Origin of the sequence: Mycobacterium sp. SP-6446, from assembly GCF_001954045.1 — a bacterium.
Taxonomy (GTDB): Bacteria; Actinomycetota; Actinomycetes; order Mycobacteriales; family Mycobacteriaceae; genus Mycobacterium.
This window is the reverse complement of sequence record NZ_MBEM01000064.1, coordinates 63606-78179: the sequence shown is the minus strand read 5'-3', so window position 1 is coordinate 78179 and position 14574 is coordinate 63606. Positions and strand designations below refer to the sequence as shown.

General features: G+C 67.1%; 17 protein-coding genes and 1 pseudogene. 7 read left to right on the top strand and 11 right to left on the bottom strand.

Annotated features, from left to right (window positions below):
• Nucleotides 1–4: 4 nt before the first annotated feature.
• Together A5736_RS04955 and A5736_RS04950 are read right to left on the bottom strand one after the other, a co-directional pair.
• Nucleotides 5–1174, bottom strand: coding sequence for an acyl-CoA dehydrogenase (locus A5736_RS04955; RefSeq protein WP_076244829.1), 1170 nt, complete (start codon nt 1172–1174; stop codon nt 5–7).
• 39 nt (nt 1175–1213) lie between these two features.
• Complete coding sequence (locus A5736_RS04950; protein ID WP_076122319.1) at nt 1214–1969, bottom strand: cutinase family protein; 756 nt, start codon at nt 1967–1969, stop codon at nt 1214–1216.
• A gap of 310 nt (nt 1970–2279) precedes the next feature.
• Between A5736_RS04950 and A5736_RS04945 the strand changes: the two genes are divergently transcribed.
• Nucleotides 2280–3014, top strand: a complete 735-nt coding sequence (locus A5736_RS04945) for an Rv3717 family N-acetylmuramoyl-L-alanine amidase (RefSeq protein WP_076244827.1) — start codon at nt 2280–2282, stop codon at nt 3012–3014.
• Here A5736_RS04945 and A5736_RS04940 read toward each other — a convergent pair.
• A complete protein-coding gene (locus A5736_RS04940) occupies nt 3011–3322 on the bottom strand; it encodes a DUF202 domain-containing protein (protein WP_076244825.1) in 312 nt (103 codons plus the stop codon). The genes A5736_RS04945 and A5736_RS04940 overlap by 4 nt on opposite strands.
• Nucleotides 3319–3687, bottom strand: coding sequence for a YidH family protein (locus A5736_RS04935; RefSeq protein WP_076122316.1), 369 nt, complete (start codon nt 3685–3687; stop codon nt 3319–3321). The genes A5736_RS04940 and A5736_RS04935 overlap by 4 nt, the downstream gene beginning before the upstream one ends.
• 6 nt (nt 3688–3693) lie before the next feature.
• Between A5736_RS04935 and A5736_RS04930 the strand changes: the two genes are divergently transcribed.
• Nucleotides 3694–4401 carry a haloacid dehalogenase type II gene (locus tag A5736_RS04930; protein WP_083667151.1) on the top strand — a complete coding sequence of 236 codons (708 nt, stop codon included), beginning with the start codon at nt 3694–3696 and terminating at the stop codon, nt 4399–4401.
• Here A5736_RS04930 and A5736_RS04925 read toward each other — a convergent pair.
• The 4 genes from A5736_RS04925 to A5736_RS04910 are packed head-to-tail and all read right to left on the bottom strand — an operon-like array spanning nt 4398 to nt 7160.
• A complete protein-coding gene (locus tag A5736_RS04925) occupies nt 4398–4892 on the bottom strand; it encodes a hypothetical protein (RefSeq protein ID WP_076244824.1) in 495 nt (164 codons plus the stop codon). The two genes, A5736_RS04930 and A5736_RS04925, sit on opposite strands and share 4 nt — an antisense overlap.
• A 10-nt stretch (nt 4893–4902) precedes the next feature.
• On the bottom strand, nt 4903–5442 hold the full coding sequence (locus A5736_RS04920) for an ester cyclase (RefSeq protein ID WP_076244822.1): 540 nt from the start codon (nt 5440–5442) through the stop codon (nt 4903–4905).
• Nucleotides 5443–5449: 7 nt separating this feature from the next.
• On the bottom strand, nt 5450–6760 hold the full coding sequence (locus A5736_RS04915) for a cytochrome P450 (protein WP_076244821.1): 1311 nt from the start codon (nt 6758–6760) through the stop codon (nt 5450–5452).
• 52 nt (nt 6761–6812) lie between these two features.
• Nucleotides 6813–7160 (bottom strand): MmpS family transport accessory protein, encoded by a 348-nt coding sequence (locus tag A5736_RS04910; RefSeq protein WP_175611188.1) that lies wholly within the window; start codon nt 7158–7160, stop codon nt 6813–6815.
• A 73-nt stretch (nt 7161–7233) separates the two neighbouring features.
• Between A5736_RS04910 and A5736_RS04905 the strand changes: the two genes are divergently transcribed.
• Nucleotides 7234–8313, top strand: a complete 1080-nt coding sequence (locus A5736_RS04905) for a dihydrodipicolinate reductase (protein ID WP_076244817.1) — start codon at nt 7234–7236, stop codon at nt 8311–8313.
• Nucleotides 8310–9329, top strand: a pseudogene (locus A5736_RS04900) (Hsp70 family protein); the annotation flags it as partial. The gene A5736_RS04905 and the pseudogene A5736_RS04900, both read left to right, overlap by 4 nt.
• Before the next feature lie 22 nt (nt 9330–9351).
• On the opposite strand, the gene A5736_RS04895 reads toward A5736_RS04900, so the two are convergent.
• Together A5736_RS04895 and A5736_RS04890 are read right to left on the bottom strand one after the other, a co-directional pair.
• Nucleotides 9352–9741, bottom strand: a complete 390-nt coding sequence (locus tag A5736_RS04895) for a hypothetical protein (protein ID WP_076122309.1) — start codon at nt 9739–9741, stop codon at nt 9352–9354.
• A 160-nt stretch (nt 9742–9901) separates the two neighbouring features.
• Nucleotides 9902–10858, bottom strand: coding sequence for an SDR family oxidoreductase (locus A5736_RS04890; RefSeq protein WP_076244814.1), 957 nt, complete (start codon nt 10856–10858; stop codon nt 9902–9904).
• Between the two features lie 38 nt (nt 10859–10896).
• On the opposite strand from A5736_RS04890, the gene lnt reads away from it, so the two are divergent.
• Complete coding sequence (lnt, locus tag A5736_RS04885; protein ID WP_371328358.1) at nt 10897–12393, top strand: apolipoprotein N-acyltransferase; 1497 nt, start codon at nt 10897–10899, stop codon at nt 12391–12393.
• Entirely contained in the window at nt 12390–13094 is a 705-nt protein-coding gene (locus A5736_RS04880; RefSeq protein ID WP_076244811.1) for an SHOCT domain-containing protein, read from the top strand. Before lnt ends, A5736_RS04880 begins: the two co-directional genes overlap by 4 nt.
• 30 nt (nt 13095–13124) lie before the next feature.
• Here A5736_RS04880 and A5736_RS04875 read toward each other — a convergent pair whose 3' ends face one another.
• Nucleotides 13125–13931 (bottom strand): TetR/AcrR family transcriptional regulator, encoded by an 807-nt coding sequence (locus tag A5736_RS04875; protein WP_076244809.1) that lies wholly within the window; start codon nt 13929–13931, stop codon nt 13125–13127.
• A 59-nt stretch (nt 13932–13990) separates the two neighbouring features.
• On the opposite strand from A5736_RS04875, the gene A5736_RS04870 reads away from it, so the two are divergent.
• On the top strand, nt 13991–14557 hold the full coding sequence (locus A5736_RS04870) for an isoprenylcysteine carboxylmethyltransferase family protein (RefSeq protein WP_076244807.1): 567 nt from the start codon (nt 13991–13993) through the stop codon (nt 14555–14557).
• Nucleotides 14558–14574: the final 17 nt, after the last annotated feature.

Here is a 14574-nt window from a genome sequence, read left to right as displayed (position 1 = left end):
GCGCTCAGATCATCGCGATCGGCGAGATCTTCGCCCCAATTGCCAACGCCCCGGCCAACTCTCGGCCGACGTCGTAGTCGAAGACGACATGGCCGGCCGCGATGTCCACGTCGCGCTTGGCGCGCTGCAGCGGGTTCGCCAAGAAGTGCGCGCTGGCACCCGCGGCTTCCAGCAGATCGGAGATCACCGACCGGCACTCGTGCACGGTGTGGGCCGCCGCCATGCGCGCGTTCGCGCGTGTCGATCGTCGGACGCGCTCGCCGCTGACCACGATGCGCTCGATCTCGTCGGCGGTCTCGGCGACCAGTGCCCGCAGCGCGCGCAGCCGGACGTTGGCATCCGCGAGCCTGATCTGGGCCGCGGGCTGATCCTTCTGCGCCACACCGCTATACGCGAGCACCCGGCCGGCCAGCCGTTCAGCGAACAGCTCCGTCACCCGTTCGGCGGCCCCGAGGACCGGCATCGCCGCGGTCAGCGCGAGCGCCGGAACCAGCGGCCACCGGTACGTCGCGACGCCGTGAAACTCCGCTCCCGGCGCGGTTCCACCGTAGATGTCCGACACCGCGACGATGCGGTGCTCGGGCACGAAGACATCGGTGGCGACGAGGTCATGCGAGCCCGTGCCCCGCATGCCCGCGGTGTGCCACACATCGGCGACCTCGACCTCGCTGGCCGGCACGGCCACCAGCGACGCACTAACCCCGTCGGGTCGCTCGATCAGCGCTCCGACGATCAGCCAATCCGCATCCATCGCGCCGGTCGCCCAGGACCACCGGCCCGTCAGGCGCACGCCGCCAGCCGCCGCGCTGCCGCGGCCGGTCGGGGCCAGGGGAGCGGGCGCCAGGACCGGTCCCGAGGCGAACACTTCCTCCTGCAACCGCGGATCGAACAGCGAAAGCATCCAGTTGTGCAGTGCATAAAAACCCAGGGTCCACGCGCTCGATGCGCAGCCGTGCGCCATCCGCCGGATCGGCCCCAGCAGCTCCGGGAACGACGCCTCGATGCCGCCGAACCGCGCCGGGAGCAATAGCCGAATCAGGTCGGTCTGCCTGAACTCGCTGACCGTCTCCGCGGGCAGGCGCCTTAGCCGCTCGGCCTCGTCGGCGCGTTCGGCCAGCCGCCCGACGAACTCATCGGTGATCCCGTGCAGCGGGCGGACATCGACGACGGACATGCCGTCGACCGTAACATACTTTTTTGTATGGTCAGCAGGTCAGCTGCCGAAGCCCCCGCGTGGCGAGTTCACCACCGTCGCCGGCCCCGAGGAGGACCCGTTGATGCGAGCGGCGGCGAATTCCGCGCCCTTGGCAACGATGTCGCCGTCGCCCGCGTACGTGTCGTGCGCGGCGAAATTCATGCCGTCGGAGCACACCGGATCTTCGGGCGCGCAGACCTTAATGGTCTTAGCCGCGTAGGTCGGCCCGATGACAACCGGGGGCTGGCCGAGGAAGTCCATGGCCCGGACGTTCGGCATCCCGAACAGGACGACGGCGGCGACGTGGTTGGCGACGTCGGGCGACAGCGGTTTCGGCACCGTCGCGGGGTCGACCCCGTCGGGAACCGCGGCGGAGGTGACGAAGCCCATCACGGCCGCGCCCTGGGAGTAGCCGCTGAGCACCATCTTGGTCTGCGGGCAGCTCGCCGCCGTGGACTGGACGTGCGCGCCCGCGTCCCGGATCCCGTCGACGCCCGTCTGCCACTCCTGGCTTGCGGGGTAGTTGACCGGATAGACATCCATCGACTTCGGGGCGATGCGCCCACGCAAGTTGTCGACGAACGCCTGTCCCGTCGGACCGACCCCGGGATCCTCACCGGTGCCGCGGGCGAACAACACCTCGACGTCCGGACATCCCTGGGCGGATGAGATGGGGGCAGACACGACGGAACCGCTGAGTCCAGCGGCCGCGAGTACTGCAGGAGCAAGAAAACGAATGACATTACCGGCGGTCATGCCGCAATATTTGCCCATTCCAGCACCTCCCAAACCTAAGAATTTCCAGAGGACTTCATAATTATTCCCTCACACCGCGGGGGCGTCCGCAAGTCACTCGCCGAAATGAACCGTGCCCATTGCATCGGGCCGGCGAAGCCAAGTTTGCTGCGGTTCGCGAGGGCGTTAGCGGTGCTTGGACTGCCGGGCTTGGCCAATCACCGGATTGTGGACCACATTTGGCGGCCACGGCCGCGTCTTGGTGGGAGTTTCGCGGGGCGGCGTCGCCAAACATGTTGCTGGCCAGCCCAATACTCGTTGCCGCGGGCCGAATTGCTAGCATCGCGCGATGGGCGCTGTCTCCAGGCGTGACCTCCTGAAGTACGCCGGCGTCGCGCCGGCGGTGCTGGGTGCCGCGACGCTGGGCGCCCCACCCGCGGCCGCGGCGGGCACGGCCGTCTTCCTCGACCCGGGCCACAACGCGGTGAACGACGCGTCGATAAACGCTCAAGTCCCCAACGGGCGGGGCGGCACCAAGGCGTGCCAGGCGTCGGGCGCCGCCACCAACGACGGCTATCCGGAGCACGCGTTTACGTGGGACGTCGTCCAGCGGATCAGCGCGTCGCTCAACCAGATAGGCGTGCGAACCCAGTTGTCGCGGGATAACGACAACTCCGTCGGCCCCTGCGTCGACCAGCGCGCCGCCCAGGCCAACGCGATGCGCCCCGATGCGATCGTCAGCATCCACGCCGACGGCGGCCCGCCGTCGGGCAGCGGATTCCACGTCAACTACTCCAGCCCGCCGTTGAACGCCGCGCAATCCGGCCCCGCGATTCAGCTGGCCCACACCATGCGCGATGCCCTGGTGCAGGCGGGCCTGCAGCCCTCCAACTACATCGGCTCAGACGGTCTCTACGGCCGCGACGACCTCGCCGGCCTGAACCTGGCCGAGTACCCGGCAATCCTCGTCGAACTCGGCAACATGAAAAATGCCGACGAGGCCGCGCGGATGGAAAGCCCGGACGGCCGGGCGAGGTATGCCGCGGCCGTCGTCCAGGGGATCGCCGCGTACCTGAAGCTCTAGACGAGCTGCGTCACCGCCGTCACGACGACGAGCACCAGCACGGAAATCCCGACGACGTATACCGGGGTCCGAGCGGTGATCCGCGCCGGCATCGGCCGCCGTCCCAGCGTTCGCTGGCGTTGCAGGGCGATCACGAAGCTGCACAGCGCCGCGGCCCCGGCCAACGCGGCCGGGATGAGCGCCGCCGGCTCGGTGGCGCCGTGCCAGTCCTTGATCGTCAGGAGCACCCCGTTGACCAGAAACGCGAACGACGTCCGCGTCCAGGCCAGGATCGTGCGTTCCGCCGCCAGGCTGGCCGGCCGGGTCAACCCGCGACCGCCTTGAGGATGACCAGGCCGAGCGCGATGATGCCGACCACGCTGAGGCCGATCGCCAGGAACACCGGCGAGGGATGGCGGGGCAGCGGATCGCCGCGGCGCATCGCGCGATCGGCCTGTTGCCAGCGCACCAGGCCCATCACGCTGGTGAGGGTGGCCAGCAGCGCGAGACCAACCCCGAGCAGTCGGCGCGAGCCGGGGATCGCCAGCTCCGGGACGAGCTGGACGAGGGCGACGGCCGCCGCGAGCAGGCCCAGCGCGGTGCGCTGCCAGGCCAAGAACGTCCGCTCGTTGGCGAAGGTGAACCGGTAGTCGAGTTCTTCGGGCTCTTCTGCGCTGTCGGCCACGAGGCACATCGTTGCATGATGGGGCCCGTGGTCAAGGCGTTGTTGTTCGACGTGCAGGGCACGGCGACCGATTTCCATTCCACCGTGTGCGGGGAGGCCCAGCGTCTCAGCGCCGGCCGGCACCCGGGCGTCGATTGGGGCGACGTGGTACGGCGTTGGCGCGCAGCCTATTTCGCCGCGTTGGAGACCGCGCCGGGCGCGCGCTGGGTTTCGGTGCACTCGGTGTATCGCTCGTCGTTGGACACCGTCCTGGAGGAGTGCGGCATCGCGGGCTTTTCGGATGCCGAGCGCGACGAGCTGACCCTGGCCTGGCAGCGGCTGGCGCCGTGGCCGGACGTGGTGCCGGGGCTGACGCGGCTGAAGGGTGCGTTCACGTTGGCCACGCTGTCGAACGCCGATGTCTCGGCGGTGATCAACATTTCCAAGCGGGCGGGATTGCCCTGGGATGCCGTCTTTGCCGCCGAGATGGCCGGGGTGTTCAAGCCCGATCCGGCGATCTATCGCATGGCCGCGACCTATCTGGGTCGCGATCCCGCGGACGTCATGATGGTGGCAAGCCACAAGTACGACATCCGAGCGGCGGCCCGGCTCGGGTTCCGTACGGCATTCATCGCGCGTCCTTTGGAATTCGGGGCCGGCGGCGAAGCCGATGTTGCCTACTCCGACGAATTCGACGTCAACGCGGCCGACTTCGTCGACCTCGCCGCACAGTTGGGCTGCTAGGGTCGGTGCGCCGAACCGGTCAGCGGCTGACCGTTGGCGCCTTGCAGCAAGCAGATGACGGTACTCGGGGTGGGATTGGCGCCGGTTCGGTCCTGGTTCGAGTCGATGAGATAGGTGATCGAAAAGGGGCTGCCGTCAACGGTTTGTCCGGTATACGGCGCGAAACCGGCCGCGCAGTCGCGGCTGGCCACGTTGGCGACCGCTTTGTCGACGGCCATCGGGGCGCGCAGGTAGACCTCGGCCAAATGCGCTGTCGCGCAATCGACCACGGTGACCGTCACCCGGCTCAGATCGGCCGGCGGAAGGTCCGCGACACACTCGCCGACCTGTAGGTCGATCCACTTCTCGGTGTGTGAGCTCAGCTTTGCGGCCGCCGACGCGGACGGCGTCGCCGTCGCGTGTGGCGTGATGGTGTTTCTGGCTGGGTCAGAACCGCAGGCGACCAGCAATGCGCTGGCGGCTAGGCCGCATATCGCGTAAAGGGCCCGCATGCAGCGCAGTTTACGCGGAAGTCAGTGCCGGGTCCGGCTTTTCGGACGACATCGACAGGAAGCCGCGCACACACCGCGCGGCCAGTATCCAGTTCGACGGCTTCCTCATGTTCAGCCCGCCCAGCAGCTGCTTGATCATGGTCAGCGTGTCGAAGTAAATACGTTCGCACACAAGCGTTTCCGTGTCGTCGAACACGAAATAGGCATTCATGCGGACCCGGAACCGGCTGCCGGTGGGCGGAACCTTGCCGAGATAACCGCGGTGGGTACCCATCAGCCAGAACTCGACGATCACCGCGTCGGCGCTGTGGCGCAGCGCGATGATCTCGTGGTCCTGGTCGGGAAACGCAGTGCGGGTATAGACGTAGTAGCCACGCACGGCCTCGTCGCCGTCGTGGACGACCATCTGCGGGATCAGCTCGTAGCGCGGATGCGGGAACGTCGACAGCACGTCGTCCCAGGCCTGGCGGACCTCGTCGTGGAAGTGGTCGAGCACGAGTTTCTCGCGGGCGGCCAGCACCTCGGGAGGGGGAAACGCGGGAATGGTCACGTTGCAGCTAACCGCGCGGGGGAGTCCAGGCGACGGGAAGGGTCTTGATGCCGTGAATGAATTGCGACAGCAGCCGTGCGGGTTCCTCCGTCGCGACGATGTCGGGGATTTCGCGGCGCAATTCGTCGAACGCAACGCGGATCTCCCGGCGGGCCAGGTTGGCGCCGAGGCAGAAGTGAGCGCCTCCGCCGCCGAAGCCGAGATGCGGATTCGGGTTACGGGTGATGTCGAAAGCCCACGGATTGGCGAACTTTGACTCGTCGCGGTTCGCCGAGTTGTACCACAGCGCGACCTTGTCGCCGGCGGCCATCTTGGTGCCGCTCAGCTCGAAGTCTCGGGTCAGCGTGCGCCGCATGTAGACCACCGGGGAGGCCCACCGCACGATCTCCTCGACCGCGTTGGGTGCCAGGTTCTCATAGTCCGACCACCACTTCTCCCGCTCCGAGGGATACCGCGACAGGGCCAGTACGCCGTGGCTGATCGCATTGCGGGTGGTCTCGTTGCCGGCCACCACCAACAGGATGAAGAAGGACGCGATCTCCGACGACGACAGCCGGTCGCCGTCGACCTCGGCCTCCACCAGACTCGTGGTCAGATCGTCGTGATGGTTGACGCGGCGGTCCTCCGCCAGCGCGGTGGCGTAGGCGCCGATCTCCATCGAAATCTGAATGAACTCTTCGAAATTCGTTGTCAGGTCCGGGTCGCCGAACCCGAGAATCACGTTGGTCCAATGGAATATCGTCTCGTGGTCCTCCTCGGGGATGCCCATCATGTCGCAGATGATCTGCAACGGCAGCGGTCCGGCGAGCTCGGTGACCAGATCGGCTTCTCCGTCAGGATGATTGGCGATCAGCGAGGCGACCAACCGGTGCGCCCGCTCGCGCACCGACGTCTCGATGCGGGCGACCACTTTCGGCGTGAACGCGCGGCTGACGATCGAGCGCAGCCGCTGGTGTCGCGGATCGTCGAGCACGATCATCGAGCCGAAGTACTCGGCGATCTCGGGTGCATTCTCGTTGATCGTGATGTTGGGGCTGGAGCTGAAGATGTCCGGATGGCGGCTGGCGAAGTGAACGTCGTCGAGCTTGGTCAGCGCCCAATACCCACTGCCCGACTCGAAACCCTCCATCTCGATGGCGGGCCAGAACGAGATCGGGGCCTCCCGGCGCAAGGTGGCGAAAGCGCCGTCGCGAACGTCGTCGTCGAGGGCCCAGAAGTCGAGCGACTCGAGATGAATGTCGGCAAGCGGAATGTCCGGCGGTGGCGTCCCGTTTTGCCGCGTCGCTACGCCCTTTTTGGGACCCGTCGTAAGGCTCACCTAGGCCCTCCTTCGCCGTTGAAGAGGTGACACTGGCGAGCCTAGACCGTCGTCAGTGTGTACAGAGGGTTCTGGTGGGCGAGCCCACCGTCGCCGTCGCCTTGCTCACTTCGTTGCCGTCGAGCAGAATCCTGCAGGTCAGCGGGCCGGGCCCTTGGGCGCTGATGACGAATACCTGACCCCCGAACGCGGTGAACTGCGTCGACCACGGCAGTGGCGCGTTCACCTGGCGCTGCTGGCCGGCATCGGTTTGGTAGGAGATGTATTGCGCCACGCCGGGGCCGCTCACCTCGTACTGGACCTTGGGGTTCTGGGGTATGGCGTTGGCCACGCCGCACGCGTTGGCGATCCCGATCCCGATGGCGAACACGAGCGTCGGTCCGCGCAGATGCTTCGTCATGGATGTCATCGTGTCATCACGGGCATCGCCTGGTCTATAGGGTGAACGCGGGGCTGACGATCGGAAGGTGCGCATGACGGATTCCAAGCGTGTGGTGGTTTGGGGCACTGGCTTCGTCGGCAGGATGGTGATCGCGGAGATCGTCAAGCATCCGCTGTTCGAGTTGGTGGGCGTCGGCGTCAGCAACCCGGACAAGGTCGGCCGCGACGTCGGCGACATCTGCGGGTTGCCCGAGCCGGTGGGCATCCTCGCCACCGACGACGTCGACGCCCTGATCGCGTTGAAGCCCGACGCGTTGGTCCACTACGGCCCGACGGCCATGCACGCCAAGGACAACATCTCGCTGATCACCCGCTTCCTGCGAGCCGGTATCGACGTGTGCTCGACGGCGATGACGCCGTGGGTTTGGCCGACGATGCACCTCAACCCGCCCAACTGGATCGCGCCGATCACCGAAGCCTGCGAGCTGGGCGAGTCGTCCTGCTTCACCACCGGCATCGATCCGGGATTCGCCAACGACCTGTTCCCCATGACGCTGATGGGCCTGTGCTCGGAGGTGCGGCGGGTGCGGGCGTCGGAGTTGTTGGACTACACCAACTACGAGGGCGACTACGAAGTAGAGATGGGCATCGGCCGCGAGCCGGAATACAGCCCGATGCTGGAGAACAGCGACGTGTTGATCTTCGCGTGGGGGGCCACGGTCCCGATGATCGCCCACGCCGCGGGCATCATGCTCGACGAGATCACCACCACCTGGGACAAATGGGTGACCCCGACCGAACGGCACTCTGCGCGGGGCGTTATCAAGGCCGGCCACGTCGCCGCAGTCCGGTTCACGATCAACGGCGTCTACCAGGGCGAGACGCGCATCCAGCTCGAACACGTCAACCGCATCGGCCTCGACGCGGCGCCCGACTGGCCGACTGGCCACGACAACGACGTCTACCGGGTCGATATCGAGGGGACGCCCAGCATCTTCCAGGAGACCGCGTTCCGGTTCACCGACGGCTCGGGCCGCGACGCGGCGACGGCCGGATGCCTGGCGACGGGAATGCGGGCGTTGAACGCTGTTCCCGCGGTCAACGACCTGCGGCCGGGCTGGGTCACGCCGCTCGACCTGCCGCTGATCGCGGGCGCCGGAAACATCCGGTGACCGCAGCAAGCCCCGCACTGGGATTGTCGGTCGGCGCCACCAACCTGGCGGCCGTCACCGCCGACCACGCCCTTACCCGCAAGCCCGTCCTGACCCTGTATCGGCAACGCTCACCGGAGGTCGGCGTCCCGTCGGAAAACCCTCAGCTAGGCGAGCCGGGCCTGGTGATCACCGACTTCGTCCAGCGGGTCGGGGACCCGGCCGGAATCGTCGCGGCCGACGGCACAACCCATCGGAGCGAGGCATTGCTCGCCGACGGGCTGCGCGCGCTGGCCCACGCCGCCACCCGCGGACACATCACGTTGCCGGAAAACGTCGCGGTGACATATCCGGCCCATTGGGAAGCCCCCGCGGTGGATGCGTTGGGGTCGGCGCTGAGCCGGCTGGCCGAATGGTCGAACCGGCCGCCAACCTTGATCCCCGATGCCGCGGCGGCCTTGTTCGCCGTGCGGGCCAACCCGGGCATACCGGCCCGCGGGACGGTGGCCGTCTGCGATTTCGGTGGGAGCGGGACCAGCGTCACGGTGCTGGACGCCGGCGACGATCACCCGGTGGCCGCGACCGTGCGGCACCCCGACTTCTCCGGCGACCTGATCGATCAGGCTGTGCTGACCGCCGTCATGGCGAACCTGCCGGAAGCGGGTTTCTTCGACCCGCCCGGAACGTCGGCGGTCGGCTCGCTCAACCGGCTGCGCGGCGCCTGCCGACGCGCCAAGGAGGGGCTCTCGTCGCACACGGTGGTCGCGCTGGGGTTGCCAGGGGTGAGTGACGAGGTCCGGTTCACCAGGACTGAACTCGACGGCGCGATCCGCGACTCGCTCAACAAGTTCATTTTGGTCTTGGATGAAACGTTGGCGCGCAACGGAATTCGCGAGTTGGCCGCGGTGATCTCAGTTGGGGGTGGCGCGCACATCCCGGCCGTCACCACCACGCTGTCGGGCCATCTCGGGGTGCCGGTTGTCACCACGCCGCGCCCGCACCTCACGGCGGCCGTCGGCGCTGCGCTGCGCGCGGCTGGAGCGGGCGCTTTGACCTAGCTCAGCGCTTTTCGCCCTTGTTCTCCTGTTTTGCGGCTTCGCGAAGTTCCTCGTTGAAGGCTTTGTCCTTGTCGATCTGCTCTTGCTTGCCGAGGTTGTCGTCGCCTTCGTCCTCGCCCTGATTCTCGGCTCGGTCCTCGCCCTGATTCTCGGCTCGGGCTTCGGTGTCGCCTTCCGCGTCGCCTTTCGGGTTGCCCTCGTCGTCGAGCCAGTCGTTGACCGCCGTGCCAGAGACCATTCCACTGGTGCCGGGCAGCACCAGGGTGGGCCGGTCTTCGTAGGCCGTCATCATTTCGGCGGCCTTTTCCTTTTGCTCCTCGTCGGGCTCCGGTTTCTCAGTCATCTGCTGGCCTTCTTCTTGACCAGCGTCTTTGTCGTCCTGCACGCTCATGGCGGCTACCCCCTTCCGAGTTGCAGTCTCGACGGTTCTGATGGGGGTTCCCCTCGCAGCGCTGCGTCGAAACTCTCAGCGATGCGATTGTTTAGCGCCTGACCAGCGCCAGGTGCGGTCTGGTGCCGCCGGGCGCTGGCGAAAAGCGTTGTGCCGGTTGTTAGTTCGGCTTCGGAAAGCTCACGCCGGTGAGTTGTTCGGAAATCTCCCACAGCCGCGCGCTGTCGTCGTCGTTCTTGGCGTTTGCGGGGACCTTCGCCAGCGCCACACCGCCCCCAGCGGCCTCATAGAAACCGCTGGGCCCGTAGAACGCACCGCCCTCGGCATGCGGTGCGGCGGCCGCGTACAGGGCCGGCAGGATGCCCTCGTCGATCTCTTGCCAGAGGAACGGCGTGAAACGCCAGGACAGCTTGTACAGCCGCTCCATCAGGGCCGGCTTTTCGCGGCCATGCGACGGGCCGGCGATCTGCAGATTGGTCTTGGTCAGGCCGGGGTGCGCGGCGTTGGACACGACGCCCCAACCGCCCGCGCGACTGCGCTTGTCCAGCTCGCGGGCGAACATCAACACCGCCAGCTTCGACTGCCCGTAGGCCGCCATCGCCGCGTACGACTTTTCGAACTGCAGGTCGTCGAAGTGGATCTTGCCGCTCTGCCGGGCCGCGAGGCTGCTCAGCGAGACGACGCGGGGCCCCTGGGCGGCGCGCAGCAGCGGCAGCAAGCGCGCGGTGAGCGCGAAGTGCCCGAGATGGTTACTGCCGAACTGCAATTCGAAGCCGTCGACGGTGGTGTCGCGTTCCGGCGGCGTCATCACCCCGGCGTTGTTGATCAGGATGTCGATCGGGCGGCCCTCGGCGTTGAGTTGTTCGGCCAAGGTGGCGACGGAGGCCAGCGACGACAGGTCGAGAGGTTTGATGGTCAACTTGGCGTCGGGAACCGTGGCGCGGATTTCTTCGATCGCCTTTTCCCCTTTGGCGCGGTTGCGGATCGCCATGACGACGTCGGCGCCGGCCGCGGACAGCCGCCTGGCCAGCCCGAACCCCAGCCCGCTGTTGGCCCCGGTGATGATCGCCAGCTTCCCCGTCAGGTCTGGCACGGTGGCGACGAGATCCTTGGCCATGCGTATCACTCCTTACTCGGTATGAGCCCCGTCTTAGTGTGCTCTTTGTGTCGGCTTGTCGACAGCGCGTTCGCGGCTGGGCCGCCGCATTGGCCGCCGGCGCGCTGCCCGCGCTCGCTTTTCCGGCGCCGTCCTGGTGGTGGTTGGCCTGGTTCGGCATGGTCCCGCTGCTGTTGCTGGTGCGGGCGGCGCCTTCGGGGTGGCAGGCGTCCGTGCGGGCATGGTGGGGTCTCGGCGGGTTCGTGCTGATTAACCAGTACTGGTTGGTCACCAGCATCGGTCCGCTGGTGCTTCCGCTGGCCGTCGGGTTCGGCGCGCTCTGGCTGCCGTGGGGGTGGTTCGTGCATCGGTTATTGGCGCCGCCCGCCACCGTCGGCCGCACTAGTGCGGCGTTGGTCGTGTTGCCCAGCGCGTGGGTGGCGGCCGAGGCGGTGCGGTCGCTGCCGTCGCTGGGCGGTCCGTGGGCATCGCTGGGCGCGTCGCAATCCAGCCAGCCGCTCACGTTGGCGTCGGCGTCGTTGGGCGGGGTGTGGCTGACGAGTTTTCTTGTGGCTGCTTGTAATACCGCTATCGCCGGCGTGATCGTGCACCGGGAGGTACCGGGTCGGCTCGTCGCGGTGGCGGCCGCGCTGGCGTGTGCGGCGGTGGGTCCCGTGTGGTATCTGCTGGGGCCCGCGCCGGTCGGCGGTTCAACGCTGCGGGTCGCGTTGGTGCAGCCCGGCGACATTGCCGATTCCGATGCCCGGCTGGCGGCCAGCGAGGCGCTCACCGCGGCTGTCGCCGGCCAGCGACCCGACTTGGTGGTCTGGGGCGAAAGCAGCGTGGGACAGGACCTCGCCAGCCATCCCGAGCTGCTGGCCCGGCTCGCCGAGCTGTCCCGCCGGGTGGGCGCGGACCTGTTGGTCAACGTCGATGCGCCCGCCCCGGGCGGCGGGATCTACAAGTCGGCGGTGCTCATCGGCGAGCACGGATCGTTGGGCAGCTACCGGAAGACCCGGCTGGTGCCGTTCGGCGAATATGTGCCGCTGCGACCGCTTTTCGGCTGGGCCACCCGCCACAGCAAGGCCGCCGGCGAGGACCGGCAGCGCGGCACCGGGCCGGTCGTACTGCCCGTCGGCGCCGTGTCCATCGGACCGTTAATCAGCTACGAGGCAACGTTCTCCGACCTCGCGCGGCGCGAGGCTGCACTGGGTGCCGAGCTGCTGGTGTATCAAAGCTCGACCTCGTCGTTCCAGGGCAGTTGGGCGCAGCCGCAGCTGGCCGCGCAGCCGGCGGTGCGCGCCGTCGAGGCGGGCCGCCCCGCCGTGCACGCCGGATTGTCCGGGGACAGTTCGGCGTTCGACGCGCGCGGTCGCCGACTGGCGTGGCTTTCATCGGACTTTCGGGGTGTGACCGTCGTCGGCGTGCCGTTGGGATCGAGTGCGACGGCGTACCAACGGCTGGGCGACTGGGTGCCGGTGGCGGCGTTCGTGATTGTCGGGGCCGCGGTGTTTCGCTGGCACCGCATGCCCCGCGGTGACACACTGCCTCAATGAGCAGCAGGCGGCTCGCAAAAATCTCGCTCGGCGGGGCCATCGTGATGATGGTCGTCGCGGTGGCCGGCTTCATCGTCTCGCTGGTGCTCAACGCGTTCTTCCTGGACAAATACGACGCCTACGGCGAAGTGGCGATCCCGGGGTCGGGCAGCCTGAGCCTGCCCGCAGGTGAAGTGACCGTCAGCTTCCACACCGTGGTGATCGGCGGGCCCAACGGTGGTCTGCCGGTGCCGCCGCTCGGCGTCACGATCTCGCCGCCCGAGGGGGTGGCGCAGCCGGTGGTGACGGAAAACATCGGCAGCACAACCACGGTCAACAATGACGCACATGTGCGCGTATGGGTGGCCCAGATTCCCGCCGCCGGGACCTACAACATCACGACGGATGGCAAGGTCAACGGTTTCATCGAGCCGCGACTTGCCTTCGGGCACAAGAGTTCCTACGGCTATCTGGTGTGGGTGTTCGTGGCCGTGTTCGTGGTGGGGCTAGTCGATTCGATCGTGTCCGGGCTGTGGTTGTCGCGCACCCGGCGCAAGGCGGCGGCCGCTTTCGTCGCGGTGCATGAGCCTAGACCGTATGAGCCCACCGATCAGGGCGTTCGGTTAGAGCGGCTGAAAACGCTAGCGGCACTGCGGGATTCCGGGGCATTGACGGAAAGCGAGTTCGAATCCGAGAAGCGACGGATCCTCGAGGGACACTGAGCCCATGGAGAAGGCTGCATTTGACGCGTGTCATTGCGTGCTGCCTTGTGTTCCAACGGCATTAAGGAACATGGCCGTGAACGCCTCGCACACCTGCTCCAGTTCGGGCATCTCCCAACCCGGCTGCCCCGCAGCGGACCGCATTAATACGTGGGCTAGCAGGGGTCCGGTCAGTTGCTCTATCAACAGGGGGATCGGAATGTCGCGGATCGTGCCTGCGGCCACCTGCCGATGCAGCCATCCTCCGACGGTGGCGAAGTCACGAGGAAAGTAGTCGGCGAAGACCGTGGCGACGGGCCCATGCGGGTTCGCCAGCAGGTCAGCCAGCATTGCGGGAGCCACCCGCGGTTCGCGGGCCAGACCAGCCGCCATCACCGCGTAAAAGCTCGCCACAGTGTCCTCGACGCGCGCGGTTGCGTCGGCAAACAGAAGGGCCAGATCGCTCAGCGGACTGTAACGCTGGTAAATCGCTCCGAACAGTCGGTCGCGAGTGCCGAATATGGCCTGCAAGCTCGCCACCGAGCAACTCGCCGACTCGGCAACGGATTCCAGCGTCACCGACGCGAGCCCGCGATCGCTGATCAACCAGGCCCCGGCTTCAATGGCGCGTTCGCGCACCGGCCGCCCGCCGGGATCGACGCCGGCTTCGCGAACCGCCTCGTCCAACGCCCGCCGAGATCCCCCGATCCTGCGCAGGAGCGTGCTGCGCGACATCCCGGCCGTCTCGGCGAGCGTGCCCAGTGACACTTCGGCCACCGGCCGGCCGCACTGCTCCGCGGCCCGGATCGCCGCGTCCACCAGGTCGGGCGGCACCTGGAATTCATCGACTGTTGACATCTTACTAGGCATAACACCTAGGATGGTATCAAACCACTCAGAGAGGAGATGCGATCACGATGCCGGGATATTTCGCCGCGTCGGCCCTGGTGGCGTTGCTTGCCATCGTGCTGACGAGAGTCTTCCTGCTGCGCCGAACCGGAACGCAGGCAATGCATTTCGGGAACATCGATAAGACGGACTTTCTGATTCCGCCCGTCGCGCTGTTTTACTTCTACACGGTCTTTGCCGCGGCTTTCGGCTGGCCGATCGTGAGCGGGCAGCGGTTCTTTCATTCGAATGCGGCGGCGTGGGCGGGGGTCGCGCTATGCCTTGGCGGATTGTCGGTCCTGGTGGCCAGCCTGGTCTCGTTCGGCCGCAGCTTCCGCGTCGGCATCGACGTTGATCACCCCGACGAATTGGTCACCACGGGCATCTTTTCGGTCAGCCGCAACCCGATCTATGTCGGCGGCGCGCTGATCTTGATCGGTGAGTTCCTCGCCTTTCCCAACTGGATACCGTTGGCGTTCCTCGCCGGCGGGCTCGCGCTGTTCCACCGCCAGATACTGCGTGAGGAAGAGTTCATGCGCGACCATTATGGCCAGGAATACCTTCAGTACTGCGATCGCGTGAGGCGATACGTATAAGTCGTGGCTGGAGAAGG

Bases quoted from the DNA above. Each gene is read 5' to 3' on its own strand.
- A5736_RS04955 (WP_076244829.1), bottom strand. From the start codon at position 1,174: ATGTCCGTCGTCGATGTCCGCCCGCTGCACGGGATCACCGATGAGTTC.
- A5736_RS04950 (WP_076122319.1), bottom strand. From the start codon at position 1,969: ATGGGCAAATATTGCGGCATGACCGCCGGTAATGTCATTCGTTTTCTT.
- A5736_RS04945 (WP_076244827.1), top strand. From the start codon at position 2,280: ATGGGCGCTGTCTCCAGGCGTGACCTCCTGAAGTACGCCGGCGTCGCG.
- A5736_RS04935 (WP_076122316.1), bottom strand. From the start codon at position 3,687: ATGTGCCTCGTGGCCGACAGCGCAGAAGAGCCCGAAGAACTCGACTAC.
- A5736_RS04930 (WP_083667151.1), top strand. From the start codon at position 3,694: ATGATGGGGCCCGTGGTCAAGGCGTTGTTGTTCGACGTGCAGGGCACG.
- A5736_RS04925 (WP_076244824.1), bottom strand. From the start codon at position 4,892: ATGCGGGCCCTTTACGCGATATGCGGCCTAGCCGCCAGCGCATTGCTG.
- A5736_RS04910 (WP_175611188.1), bottom strand. From the start codon at position 7,160: ATGACGAAGCATCTGCGCGGACCGACGCTCGTGTTCGCCATCGGGATC.
- A5736_RS04905 (WP_076244817.1), top strand. From the start codon at position 7,234: ATGACGGATTCCAAGCGTGTGGTGGTTTGGGGCACTGGCTTCGTCGGC.
- A5736_RS04895 (WP_076122309.1), bottom strand. From the start codon at position 9,741: ATGAGCGTGCAGGACGACAAAGACGCTGGTCAAGAAGAAGGCCAGCAG.
- A5736_RS04890 (WP_076244814.1), bottom strand. From the start codon at position 10,858: ATGGCCAAGGATCTCGTCGCCACCGTGCCAGACCTGACGGGGAAGCTG.
- A5736_RS04880 (WP_076244811.1), top strand. From the start codon at position 12,390: ATGAGCAGCAGGCGGCTCGCAAAAATCTCGCTCGGCGGGGCCATCGTG.
- A5736_RS04875 (WP_076244809.1), bottom strand. From the start codon at position 13,931: ATGTCAACAGTCGATGAATTCCAGGTGCCGCCCGACCTGGTGGACGCG.
- A5736_RS04870 (WP_076244807.1), top strand. From the start codon at position 13,991: ATGCCGGGATATTTCGCCGCGTCGGCCCTGGTGGCGTTGCTTGCCATC.